This is a genomic window from Polaromonas sp. (genome assembly GCF_012927485.1).
Taxonomy (GTDB): domain Bacteria; phylum Pseudomonadota; class Gammaproteobacteria; order Burkholderiales; family Burkholderiaceae_C; genus Polaromonas.
Genome location: NZ_JABBPC010000018.1, coordinates 41,416 through 54,155, shown reverse-complemented (window position 1 = coordinate 54,155; position 12,740 = coordinate 41,416). Strand labels below are relative to the sequence as shown.

The 12,740-nt window shown below is 54.2% G+C and carries 13 protein-coding genes; all 13 read right to left on the bottom strand.

The features are described 5' to 3' along the window. Positions 1 to 53: 53 nt before the first annotated feature. On the bottom strand, positions 54 to 755 hold the full coding sequence (rnc, locus tag HHJ16_RS07775; protein WP_293642028.1) for a ribonuclease III: 702 nt from the start codon (positions 753 to 755) through the stop codon (positions 54 to 56). Then, positions 756 to 1,097, bottom strand: a complete 342-nt coding sequence (locus tag HHJ16_RS07770) for a DUF4845 domain-containing protein (protein ID WP_293642027.1) — start codon at positions 1,095 to 1,097, stop codon at positions 756 to 758. Between the two features lie 87 nt (positions 1,098 to 1,184). Beyond that, positions 1,185 to 2,150, bottom strand: a complete 966-nt coding sequence (gene lepB / locus HHJ16_RS07765) for a signal peptidase I (protein ID WP_293642026.1) — start codon at positions 2,148 to 2,150, stop codon at positions 1,185 to 1,187. An 11-nt stretch (positions 2,151 to 2,161) separates the two neighbouring features. Beyond that, a complete protein-coding gene (lepA, locus tag HHJ16_RS07760) occupies positions 2,162 to 3,973 on the bottom strand; it encodes a translation elongation factor 4 (RefSeq protein WP_293642025.1) in 1,812 nt (603 codons plus the stop codon). A 562-nt stretch (positions 3,974 to 4,535) separates the two neighbouring features. Next, positions 4,536 to 6,002 carry a DegQ family serine endoprotease gene (locus HHJ16_RS07755; RefSeq protein WP_293642024.1) on the bottom strand — a complete coding sequence of 489 codons (1,467 nt, stop codon included), beginning with the start codon at positions 6,000 to 6,002 and terminating at the stop codon, positions 4,536 to 4,538. Between the two features lie 142 nt (positions 6,003 to 6,144). Beyond that, positions 6,145 to 7,194, bottom strand: a complete 1,050-nt coding sequence (locus HHJ16_RS07750) for a MucB/RseB C-terminal domain-containing protein (RefSeq protein ID WP_293642023.1) — start codon at positions 7,192 to 7,194, stop codon at positions 6,145 to 6,147. Between the two features lie 90 nt (positions 7,195 to 7,284). Further along, positions 7,285 to 7,902, bottom strand: coding sequence for a sigma-E factor negative regulatory protein (locus tag HHJ16_RS07745; protein WP_293642022.1), 618 nt, complete (start codon positions 7,900 to 7,902; stop codon positions 7,285 to 7,287). A gap of 98 nt (positions 7,903 to 8,000) precedes the next feature. Next, complete coding sequence (gene rpoE / locus HHJ16_RS07740) at positions 8,001 to 8,636, bottom strand: RNA polymerase sigma factor RpoE (protein ID WP_293642021.1); 636 nt, start codon at positions 8,634 to 8,636, stop codon at positions 8,001 to 8,003. Then, the gene (locus tag HHJ16_RS07735) at positions 8,633 to 9,172 is read right to left on the bottom strand and encodes a hypothetical protein (protein ID WP_293642020.1); all 540 of its coding nucleotides are present in this window, start codon (positions 9,170 to 9,172) and stop codon (positions 8,633 to 8,635) included. Before HHJ16_RS07735 ends, rpoE begins: the two co-directional genes overlap by 4 nt. A 48-nt stretch (positions 9,173 to 9,220) precedes the next feature. Then, positions 9,221 to 10,465, bottom strand: a complete 1,245-nt coding sequence (gene fabF / locus HHJ16_RS07730) for a beta-ketoacyl-ACP synthase II (RefSeq protein ID WP_293642019.1) — start codon at positions 10,463 to 10,465, stop codon at positions 9,221 to 9,223. Between the two features lie 76 nt (positions 10,466 to 10,541). Continuing rightward, the gene (acpP, locus tag HHJ16_RS07725) at positions 10,542 to 10,781 is read right to left on the bottom strand and encodes an acyl carrier protein (protein WP_011484542.1); all 240 of its coding nucleotides are present in this window, start codon (positions 10,779 to 10,781) and stop codon (positions 10,542 to 10,544) included. 169 nt (positions 10,782 to 10,950) lie between these two features. Beyond that, complete coding sequence (fabG, locus tag HHJ16_RS07720; protein WP_293642018.1) at positions 10,951 to 11,697, bottom strand: 3-oxoacyl-ACP reductase FabG; 747 nt, start codon at positions 11,695 to 11,697, stop codon at positions 10,951 to 10,953. After that, positions 11,694 to 12,644 (bottom strand): ACP S-malonyltransferase, encoded by a 951-nt coding sequence (fabD, locus tag HHJ16_RS07715; RefSeq protein WP_293642017.1) that lies wholly within the window; start codon positions 12,642 to 12,644, stop codon positions 11,694 to 11,696. The genes fabG and fabD overlap by 4 nt, the downstream gene beginning before the upstream one ends. Between the last annotated feature and the right edge of the window lie 96 nt (positions 12,645 to 12,740).

Sequence of the window (12,740 nt, the reverse complement as noted above, 5' to 3'; positions counted from 1 at the left end):
ACCTGTACTCATAATCTTTAAAGGTGTTGGGCTAAAGTTTTTATAGCGCTGAGTCAGGAATCCAGCGTTTTGACAAACATCAGCATGGCCGTTGCGGCCGCCTGCTCGCCGACTCGGCGAGAGCCGCCGATGCCGCGCTCAGCCCGACCATATTCGGTTATCTCACACTCCACCTCGAATGTCTGCTTGTGCGCAGCCCCCATGGTGCCTACCACGCGGTAAATCGGCAACTTCATTTTGCGGCCTTGCAACCACTCCTGTAATTCGGTCTTCGGGTCTTTGCCGATGGCCTGCATCTGGGGGTTGATTTCGACATCCTTGAATAGGCGCCGCACCAACTGGTCGGCCTTGTCGAAGCCCGCATCCAGGTACACCGCGCCAATCACCGCTTCCAAGGCATCGGCTAATATGGACGGCCGATTCTGTCCACCAGATTTGGCTTCCCCTTCGCCCAGCCGCAACCGGTCCGGCAGACCGAGCACCAAAGCCAGTTTGTGAAGGGTGTCCTGCTTGACAAGGTTGGCACGTACCCGCGACAAATCGCCCTCGGGGACCTCGCTGAGCTGTTCGTACAACAGGGCGGCCACGGCCAAATTCAGGACGGAATCACCTAAAAACTCGATTCGTTCGTTGTTGTCGGCTGAAAAACTGCGATGCGTCAGCGCCTGTGCGAGCAGCTTGGGATTGGAAAAATCGTGCTGAAGGCACTTTTGCAGGGCAAGCAAGTCGGCGCTTGAGGTGGCAGTGGCTCGCACTTACTTCGATCGACTGTTGTACTTAAGCAGCAGGTACGCAGGGCCAGCCAAGTGAATTTCTCTGGTGTACGCAAAACCGACAACGGTCTTATCGCCTTCCTTGGTCACTTCCAAATCTTTTCCCGAAATTGATTTAATGTCATCAACCGCTGCGGCCTTGTCGAAAATAGCTCTTATTTCTGCGACTGTGCCGCCCTCGGTGGCTTTGCTGGCCGCCTTGGTAATGGCCTGGAATTCAATCAGCGTTGGCACAACCTGGACAATCAAGACGCTAGCGACCGCCAAAACGCCCCCCACAAACAAGAGGCCGATGAAGGAAATTCCATGCTGCTGATATTTCATTTTTTTCTCCTGCGTTGACTAGAAAGCCATGTGAGTCCTATTAAACAGTTAGCTGAGCACTCCCTAGTGCCTGCCCCAAGGTCGAAATTACTGGAAAGCACCAATACGTTTCAGGTTGCCGAAATTCATCCATACAAAAAAGGCCTTACCCACAATGTTCTTCTCTGGGACAAAACCCCAATAGCGGGAATCCAGTGAATTATCGCGGTTGTCCCCCATCATGAAATAGTGCCCTTCCGGCACCTTGCACACGACGCCCTCGCTGCTGTAACGGCAATTTTCTTTGAAGGGAAAGTCATCAGCACCCGGGATGAAAGCCGGACGATCTTCGTCGTTGAGCAGTCGGTATTTCCGGTCGCCATTGACCTCCTGAAACTGCTTTGCGTAGCGCAGCGCATCCTCATCAAAAAAATCGGGCAAGGGTGTCTTGACCAAAGGTTTCCCATTGATGGTGAGCTTCTTGTTAAGGTAAGCCACCTCGTCGCCAGGGATGCCGACAACGCGTTTGATGTAATCCAGGCTAGGTTTGGGTGGATAGCGGAATACCATCACATCACCGCGCTCCGGGCTGTGGTTGTCAAATATCTTGGTGTTAATGACCGGCAGGCGCACACCATAGTGAAATTTATTAACCAAAATCAGGTCGTTGACGAGCAAGGTCGGGATCATGGAACCAGACGGAATCTTGAAAGGCTCAAACAGAAAAGAACGCAGCAGAAACACCACGACAATCACCGGAAACAAGCCAGCGGTCCAGTCCAGCCACCACGGCTGCATGATGAGGCGAGCTTTGACTTCCTTGGTGTTGTCGTCGACTTGGCTAATGCCCATTTTGGTTAGTTCAGCCTGGCGACTCAAAGCGCTCACTTCGAGCGCTACAACGGCTTGTCGCCGCTGTGGCAGAAAATAAAATCGCTCGGCAAGCCAGTAGATGCCAGTGACCACCGTGGCCAAAAACAGCAGCAGAGAAAAATTGCCCTCTACAGCACCCAAATACCAGGCCGCGCCGTAACCCACAAACGCCGCCAGCACCACCGCCGTGATTGAACTCATTACGCTGCGCATTAATCTTCTACCTGCAATATGGCGAGGAACGCCTCTTGAGGTACCTCCACAGAACCGATTTGTTTCATGCGTTTTTTTCCTGCTTTTTGTTTTTCAAGGAGTTTGCGCTTACGTGAAATATCGCCGCCGTAGCACTTGGCGATCACGTTCTTGCGCAGCGCCTTAATTGTCTCACGCGCAATAATGTTGGCCCCGATGGCTGCCTGGATCGCCACGTCGAATTGCTGTCGAGAAATAATTTCACGCATTTTGGCCACTACGGCTCGCCCCCGATAGGCCGACTGACTGCGGTGAACGATGATGGACAGCGCGTCTACTTTCTCGCCATTGAGCAAAATATCGACTTTCACCACATCGGAGGCCCTGAATTCCTTGAACTCATAATCCATCGATGCGTAGCCGCGAGAGACGGATTTCAGCTTGTCAAAGAAGTCCAGCACGATTTCGCCCAGAGGCATCTCGTACGTCAGCATGACCTGCTTGCCGTGGTAGGCCATGTTCAACTGAACGCCGCGCTTGAGATTGGCCAGCGTCATGACGGCGCCTACACAATCTTGCGGCATATAAAGATGCACTGTGACGATGGGTTCGCGAATCTCACTGACTCTTCCGGCGTCGGGGATTTTCGACGGATTCTCGACCCGCATGATTTCGCCATCGGCCTTGACCACTTCGTACACCACACTAGGCGCCGTCGTGATCAGATCCTGATCGAACTCCCGCTCCAACCGCTCCTGGACAATTTCCATGTGAAGCAGGCCCAGAAATCCGCAACGAAATCCAAAGCCAAGGGCTTGACTGACTTCAGGCTCGTAATGCAGCGATGCATCGTTGAGCTTGAGCTTTTCCAGCGCGTCTCGCAGCGACTCGTACTCGCTAGCCTCGCTCGGATAGAGGCCGGCGAACACTTGAGGCTGGATTTCCTTGAAGCCAGGCAACGGCTCGGTGGCCGTGAAAGCAGCGCCACCCGTACCGGGCTTGATCATGGTCAGGGTATCGCCGACCCGCGCCGCCTGAAGTTCCTTGATGCCTGCGATCACAAAGCCCACTTCTCCGGCTTCGAGTGACTGACGCTCCTCGGTGTGGGGGGTGAAGACGCCCAACTGATCTGCGTTGTAGGTGGCTTCACTGGCCATGAGCTTGATCCGATCACCCTTGGCCAAGCGCCCATCCACCACACGTACCAGCATGACCACGCCCACGTAGGCGTCGTACCAGCTGTCAATAATCATCGCGCGCAGGGCGCCGTTCGGGTTGCCTTTGGGGGGTGGGATCCGAGCAATCACAGCTTCCAGAATTTCGTCAATACCCATGCCGGTCTTGGCACTGCACGGAATCGCGTCGGTCGCATCAATACCGATCACGTCTTCGATTTCCTGCCTGGCGTTGTCTGGGTCGGCCTGCGGCAAATCCATTTTATTCAACACGGGTACAACCTCCACACCCAACTCCAATGCCGTGTAGCAGTTGGCAACAGTCTGTGCCTCGACACCTTGGCTGGCATCCACCACCAACAACGCACCTTCACAGGCAGACAACGAGCGACTGACCTCGTAAGAAAAGTCGACATGTCCCGGGGTGTCGATCAGATTGAGGTGATAAATCTGACCATCGAGTGCCTTGTATTTCAACGCGGCGGTCTGCGCCTTGATAGTTATCCCACGCTCTTTTTCGATATCCATCGAATCAAGCACCTGAGCACTCATCTCGCGATCTTGCAGGCCACCACAACGCTGGATGATCCTGTCTGCAAGCGTGGATTTGCCATGATCAATGTGTGCAATGATCGAAAAATTTCTGATGTGATTCATCAACGAGAACGCCTAAGTACTTGAAAGTATTGCGAAGAGATTAAAGACTATTCGCAAAAGACCATAAAAAAGGGCGCGTCAAGTAGCGACGCGCCCTGAACCAACAATCTATGGCAACTGCGATAGTTGGAAGTTCATTGTAGGCAAAAAGCCTTTAGCGAACAGCCCCAAAACAGCCATATTTTTGTCGTTGCAAGCTAGCAACAGGAAACTTATGCACAACTTATTCACAATTTTATGTTGATGACCTCTGGACAACATGTGGATGACCTGTGGATCAGCCCGGGATAGCTCCAATAAACTTGAACCCATTTGTTCCCGGTTTCTTTATATCTAAAAAATGCAGAAGTCTTGCAGAATTATATAGAAATCGATCCATGACGAAGCCTTAAATAGGTGGCTACAAACAAATTTATGAATTTCTCTCTCAATAAAAAGTTGTTTTAAGCCTAGAAAAGTGTTGGCTCGCTCAGAAAAACCCCTTGCTAAAAAAATACGGGGTTTTGCGGGAATTAAAAACTTAGCTAATTGGTTTGGCTTCCAACCAGAGAAACCGTGCCCTTCAATGTGCAGGTCGGATCAGCGCATACTGCGCCCACTCGCCGCGCCGAAACAACACGTTGACCGCCTTCGATTTGTCGATCCTCGCCAGCGCAGCGTCGAACTCTTTGACACTCTTGATTTCAGAATTTGCAATCGCCACGATCACATCGCCTTCCCGAAGCCCGGCCCGGGCAGCTGCGCCGTCAGCGGTTTCCACTTTCACGCCGCCCTTGATCTTGAGCTCTTTTTTCTGCGAATCAGGTAGCTCGCTCAGAACCATACCCAGCACTTTCGCGGGGCCAGCCGATGGCGGTTTGGGCTCTGGCCCCGAAGTTTTCTGAACTGGTTTTTCGGATTCCATTTCGCCGATGATGACGGCCAAATCTTTGGTCGATCCGCGTCTGAATACAGTCACCACCGCTTTGACACCCGGCTTCACATTGCCGACCATACGCGGGAGATCACCGGCTTTCTCAATCGGCTTGCCGTCAAACTTAATGATAATGTCGCCAGCTTCTATGCCCGCTTTTTCCGCAGGTGCGCCGCTCTCCACGCCTCTCACAAGCGCGCCCTGGGTCTTGCCAAGCCCTATAGATTCGGCCACCTCTTTGGTTACCTGGTCAATCTGAACGCCGATGCGCCCGCGCGTTACTTTGCCGCTAACGCGCAACTGGTCAGCCACGCGGGTCGCCTCGTCAATGGGGATGGCAAAGGATATGCCCTGAAAGCCGCCTGAACGTGAATAGATCTGGCTGTTAATGCCCACGACCTCTCCGCGCATATTGATCAAAGGTCCACCCGAGTTCCCGGGGTTGATCGCCACATCGGTCTGGATGAAGGGTAGGTAGTCGCCGGTATCGCGCTGCTTTGCGCTGACAATCCCCGCAGTAACCGTGTTTTCAAGGCCAAACGGTGAGCCGATAGCCATGACCCATTCGCCCACCTTAAGGCGGTTTATATCGCCAATTTTCACGGCCGCTAGTCCATTAGCCTCAATCTTCACCACGGCAACATCGCTGCGTTTGTCAACGCCAATGATTCTGGCTTTGAATTCACGCTTGTCGGTCAGCGTGACGACCACCTCATCCGCGCCTTCAACCACATGCGCATTGGTCATGACGAAGCCGTCCGCCGTCAGGATGAACCCAGAACCCACGCCACGGGGCTGATCCTCGTCGGGCAACTGCGGCTGGTTGCGATCAGGATGTGGTGTTCGGGGCATGTTGGGCGGCACGGGAATGCCGAAACGCCGGAAGAATTCGAGCATTTGCTCATCGGCACCTCCTCCGGCAGAGGTCTTGACTTTTTCAAGGGTACGGATGTTAACCACCGAGGGGCCAACTTGCTCAACCAGATCGGTGAAGTCGGGCAAGGTGCGCGTTTGCGCCCACACGGGTGTGACAGGCAGCGCGGCGGTCGCGGCAACAACGGTCAATAAACCCGCCGCGAGATAGGAACGCAGGGATTTTAAATTCGATTCATGCATCATCAACCTCGTCATAAGTATTGGTAGTCAGGCAAAAAAAGTTATCGTTACATCAAGTCAGGCAGTTGGGGGTCAGCAGCAAGAAAAACAATCCGCCCATAGGCGCAACGTTTTTCGGAAATTCTTGCTGGAGCGCCCCGTCTTACTTCTTATGCTCCAGCCCACTGGCGAAGAGCCGTAAAGTTGTAATGGGCGCTTCTCCCATGATGGTTATCCAGTACCCATCCATGCGCTTAGTTATCGTCTGGGTAGCGCCCAATGACAACGTGGATTCCTTACCATGACGCTGCGGATCAAAGGGCTCCACAAAGATGGAAACAGAGGCAAGGCCATCGGAAAAAACCCACTGTAGAGGTTCATCGCCCACAGTCGAGACAGGCGGACGCTTATAGCAACTCATCGGTTTAAAGCCGGCCACGGGCGCCTTCAAAACCCAGCCTTCGACACTTGCCGTCGTCTTCACCAAGACGGCTTTTTCAACATGGTAGCCCTCTACTTTGCCCATCATCCGAATGAGTTTATCCATCTTGACGGGCGCATCGAGTTGCAGCTCTGAAAACCCGGCCTGCTCAAGCACCTTGCCATCGATGTCCAGTGTCTGCAGTTTTACCACCAAGCCTTTCTTCTGCTCGGTCCAGACACGGTAGCCAAATCGCATGTTGTCCTTGGGAACGAGCATGATGATGTCAGACTTGACCCCCGCCACCCGCTCGACGCCGTCCGACCGAATCTTGTAAAAGTCGGCGATGTGGCTATCGGCCGACTGAAGAAACTCGGGAAACATGTCTGACGACTCCCGTTTTTCACTGCGAACCACCTTCTGGTCGGGCATAAAGGTGATCACCTGATCGTTGTGCCGGAAAATAGACCGCGGGGCACCCGTAAGCGTTTCAATCCGTTCCATCTGTTGGTTGCCTTCGCAGACATGCCAGATTTTCGCACTTGACATCACGCCGCCTGACGACACGACAAAGGTTCCGATATAGGCCCGTTTTCTTGAAGCATCGTGCATGCGCATCAACCAGTCATTGACGCTCTTGGACTCTGCCGCTAAAGCCGGTGCGTTGGAACTGGCTCCCAGGCTTATCGCCTCCCGTCCTGCGCTACCGCCCGAGGGCGCTATTTTTCCCTGAGTCGTTTCGGCTGGAAATTGGGCCACCGATGAAGGTGCCTGAGCTGCTACATAATTCATAGCAAAGAGCACAAATCCTGCAATGGTCAGAAAACAAAAAGACTTAAATTTCATGGATTTTTGCGAACATTACCGGAACTCAACGTGGAGTCAGCGCCCCGTGTTTTGCGACGTTTCAAAAGTAGCATTTCGCAAAAAGCCTGAGGGCTCCTGCAAGGCGGACATACCGCTCAACTGCTTGTGCGCAGCCAGCAACTCATAAAGCCGGGCGTCGCCCGCCATCGGGCCCCGTGGTGAATCCACAACCAATTGGTGGGGCCCTGAAATCTGGGCGAGTTGCTGCGGAGCAGAGACCGTAGTCAGAAAGCTGGATACGTCCCAAGCAAGTGCCGAGACGGCCGCCAAAGAAGCAAAACCAGCCACCAGCTTCCAACGGAAATTACCATCGTTGGACGCCGGGCCGCGGCGATGGGTAACTTCCTCGGCGGCTGGTCCCTCGGTCGGCAGTACAGAACCGAATTCAAGAGAACGAAGCTCCACCCCATCCAGGGATAGCTGTGCCAAACGCTGGCTGATCCGACTAACAAAAACCAGGTCCCCACCTAACACCAACGAGGCGGGAGATCGCAGTACATCACCGATCAAGTGGTAGGTGTTCCAGCAGGCCAGTGCAGACTCATCCTGCTGGCAGGTCTGCAAAGCCGCTACAAAGTCCTTACCGGCCAATTGGCCATCCGCCAAGACCGACATTAGTTCGCTGGTTTGCATAGACGGTTTCACCATGTTCGTGGGCAGCGAGTCTGCCCGTTTTTTTTGATCGCTCAAGACTTACAGGGACGCATTTCTGACTCTTTGATCCGCACGTTTCACCAGCGCTTGCCCGACTGGTTTTCCAGCAAGGGCTTAACTTTCTCCGAAATAGCTTCGCGGGCCCTAAAAATGCGTGATCGAACCGTACCAATGGGGCAATTCATGGCCTCCGATATCTCTTCGTAGCTCAACCCTTCTATTTCGCGCAAGGAGATTGCTTGGCGGAGCTCTTCCGGTAACGCGTCCATCGCCGCATTAATAATTTCCGCTATTTCCTTGCTTGCCAGCACGGCATCTGGCGTTTCGGAACTAATTAGTTCGTTTTCCAACGGGGAAGTTTCATCGTCGTCCCCAGATTTGAAGGAATTTTCCGAAACGGTCGGATTCCGCTTGAGGTCCATCAAGGCCTTTTTGGCGGTGTTGACCGCGATCCGGTACAGCCAAGTGTAGAACTGGGCCTCGCCCCTGAACTGCGCCAATGCACAGTAAGCCCGGATAAACGTCTCCTGGGCAATATCTTCCACAAGATCCACATCGCGGACCATGCGCCCTATCAAACGCTGAATGCGCCGCTGGTATTTGATGACCAGCAGTTCAAATGCCTTTTGATCGCCCGCTACCGCGCGCTCCACCAGCAGGGCGTCGCTATCGACCGCACGCTCGGCTTGCAAGGGTGGGATATCGGCACTCATGACTTTATTTGCGTGACATCGACAGGCGGCACAGGACTCGATACTGCCACAGCCAACTGCGGCTCTGCCTGCAGCAAATTACGCGGCAGTGAAGTGGCCGACGACTTCTGCGGAGAATATACCGCCCGGCGCAAATCCAGCCAGCGCTCTGGCGATGCCCGTCTCTCCACCCAGAGCCAAAGCTTGGCGCCCGCATGGTTTTCGAGCCGGAGCAGCAGCAGTTGCTGGAAATCAGCAATCACTGAGAGTTCTTGCTCCGCGATTCCTGTCTGGTAACTCAAACTTTCCCAGCGCCAGACTTCCCCATCCCATGCCAACTGACCAGCGGGTGCACTATTCCAGCCAGCTCGCGCTGCCACGCCTGCACCTACAACGGCGGCTACAGCCAGATCCATCCGCCAATCCAGTTGCCGGGTGACGTAAAACCAGAGCAGCAGCGACAGCAGGCCTGCGACCCAAAACCCGAGCAAGAACCAACCCTGAAAATGCGAACGCCCCAGCGGGTAGACAACCGGCGGGGCGTTGTGTGTGCTCAAGGCGATTGGTGGTTCGACGGATGTTTAACGAAACTAAATCTGATTGCGTCACGCGCGCTTGAATACCAGCGTGCCATTAGTGCCTCCAAATCCGAAATTGTTTTTGACCGCAATCTCGATTTTGGCATCTCGCGCTGTGTTGGCGCAGTAATCCAGATCGCATTCGGGATCCTGATTAAAGATGTTGATGGTGGGCGGTATTTTTTGATGATGCAATGCGAGCACCGTGAACACCGACTCGATGCCGCCAGCGCCGCCCAGCAAGTGGCCGGTCATGGATTTGGTCGAGCTGACCACCATGTTTTTGGCATGGCTGCCGAAGGCCGCTTTAATGGCATTCGTTTCGTTCAGGTCACCTAACGGCGTGGAAGTGCCATGCGCATTGAGATACTGAATCTGATCGGCATTAACGCCGGCATTTTTCAACGCCATGACCATCGAACGGCGGGGACCGTCGACATCGGGTGCGGTCATGTGATAGGCGTCGGCGCTCATACCAAAACCACTGACTTCGGCATAGATCTTGGCGCCACGCGCTTTTGCGTGTTCATATTCCTCGAGCACCACGACGCCACTGCCCTCTCCCAGCACAAAGCCATCGCGGTCTTTATCCCAAGGACGGGAAGCCGTTTTCGGGTCTTCATTGCGGGTTGAAAGTGCGCGAGCCGCTGCAAAGCCGCCAACGCCAAGAGGCGAGACTGTCGCTTCAGCACCGCCGGCCACCATCGCGTCGCAGTCCCCATACTCAATCATGCGTGCGGATAAGCCGATTGCATGAAGGCCGGTAGTGCAAGCCGTTACGACTGCGATGTTGGGACCCTTGAAGCCAAACTTGATCGACACGTGACCGGAGATCATGTTGATGATCGTTGCAGGTACAAAAAATGGTGAAATTCGGCGTGGACCACGATTCACCAATTCGGAATGCATCTGCTCGATCATCGGCAAACCGCCAATACCCGAACCAATATTGCAACCGATACGGGTCGCCTGCTCATCGCCCAGTGCTTCGCCCGTGGGCAGACCGCTGTCAGCCACCGCCTGAAAGGCCGCGGCAAGCCCGAGATGAATGAAACGGTCCATGTGCCGAGCTTCTTTTTCGGGGATGTAATCCGCAATATTGAAACCCTTGACCTCCCCGGCGAATTTACAGGCAAGATTGCTTGCATCAAATTGCGTAATTAAGTCAATACCGGGCGTCCCGGCAAGCAAATTAGCCCAGGAATCGGCCACGGTATTCCCTACCGGGGTGACACAACCCAGACCTGTCACGACGACACGACGACGGCTCATTCAGTATTCCTGGAAAAAAGCCTGAAAAGACCGTGATTGGCTTTTCAGGTTTGATGACGGCAAAGGCCCTAAAGTCTTAGGCCTTTTGATGGGTGTTCGCGTAGTCAATCGCGTTCTGGACAGTTGTGATTTTCTCGGCGTCTTCGTCGGGAATCTCAATGCCAAACTCGTCTTCCAGAGCCATGACCAGTTCAACGGTGTCAAGGGAGTCAGCGCCCAGATCGGCCACAAAGGCCTTTTCACTGGTGACTTGACCTTCTTCCACGCCGAGTTGTTCGGCAATGATTTTCTTAACACGTGCTTCGATATCGCTCATAGTTCCCTCTGAGGGTTGTAAATTAATTCGTTATTTTACCGCGTTAGCGGCGTTTCCCTCGGCGCCGGGCCGGACGAATAAAAACCGGCTCCGATTTCTTTTTTTTCAATATCAACCCGCCGTTTTCATACCCTAGGCAAGGTCACACTAGCCCATCACTGACTGGAGACTACATGTACATGCCGCCATTCACATGAATTTCCTGGCCGGTGATGTAGCAAGCTTGCGGACTGGCGACGAATGCCACCACATGAGCAATATCTTGGGGCTTTCCAAGATGGCCCAATGGAATTCGTCCCAAAAGTGCTTTTTGCTGTTCCTCTGGCAAGCTAGCCGTCATGTCAGTCTCAATAAAGCCTGGCGCCACGCAATTTACCGTAATGTTACGGGGACCCAATTCGCGCGCCAGTGCACGCGTCATGCCTGCCACGCCGGCCTTGGCTGCGGCGTAATTGGCTTGACCGGCATTGCCTGACGCCCCTACCACCGACGTAATGCTGATGATGCGGCCATAGCGCTGCTTCATCATAGTTCGCATCACCGCACGGCTCATGCGGAACACGGCTTTGAGATTGGTATCCAGTACCGCGTCCCAATCATCGTCCTTCAAGCGCATCGCCAGCATGTCGCGCGTGATGCCCGCATTGTTTACAAGCACCTGCAAGCCACCATGCTCTTTTACAATACTGTCTATAAGCGCCTCAGCAGCCGCCCCGTCGTTCACATTCAGGTTCTTGCCGATACAGCTTGGAAATGCAGCGAGCATGTTGCTGATCTTGGCAGCCCCTTCATCGCTCGTCGCCGTACCAACAACCTTCAGACCCTTTTCGGCTAATTCGAGCGCAATGGCGGCACCTATTCCGCGCGATGCACCGGTGACTAGCGCAACTTGACCGTCAAACTTCACGTCGTTCATGCCAGCATCTCCTTCACTGCAGCCAACGAAACTGGATCAAACAACGGCGCCCCCGTCAATTCTGAATCAATTCTTTTAACCATCCCGGCGAGCACTTTGCCCGGTCCGCATTCAACCAGGGTGGTCACCCCCTGCGCCTTGATGGCCCGGACGCATTCTACCCAGCGCACCGGGCGAAACGCCTGTGCATAAAGCGCTTCCCGAATGCGGTCAGCTTGTATCTCGACGGCGACTGCGATGTTGTTGATGACCGGAATTTGGGGCGCCGCAAAATCCACCGCGGCCAATCTTTCTTTAAGTTTTTCGGCAGCCGGCCTCATCAAGCTGGAATGGAAAGGCGCCGAGACCGGCAAAGGCAGGGCACGTTTGGCACCGTTGGCTTTGAGCACTTCGCAAGCTCTTTCCACGGCCGCTTTCGTGCCCGCAATGACTGTTTGCATAGGATCGTTGAAATTGACGGCTTCAACCACCTCAGAACTATCAGGCCCAAACGCCCGCACCGTCTCCGCGCATCCTTCAATGACCCTAACTGCCTCCATGCCCAGGATCGCGGCCATCGCGCCCACACCCACAGGAACGGCATCCTGCATCGCCTCCGCCCGAAAACGCACCAGCGGCGCGGCCTGCGACAAGGACAGTACGCCCGAAGCCACTAGGGCGGAATATTCGCCCAGAGAGTGGCCGGCCATCAAAGTCGGCGCTACGCCGGTTTCAGCTATCCACATTCGGTAAGCGGCCACACCCGCGACCAACATCACAGGCTGGGTGTTGGTGGTCAAGGCCAACGCTTCTTTCGGTCCTTCTTTAATCAACCTGCCAATATCCTGACCCAGGGCTTCAGAGGCTTCCGCCAGAGTTTGCGCGATAACAGGGTGGTCGCCCCAAGCATCCAGCATGCCCACCGACTGCGAGCCCTGCCCGGGAAACACAAAAGCGAACGGTTTCAAATAATTACTCCAGTTATTAACTTCTTCCAGCCCCGAGAGTATCGACGACCATTTTAAGAAAACGCGCCATAGCCATTCAATGCTGAAATAGATTTG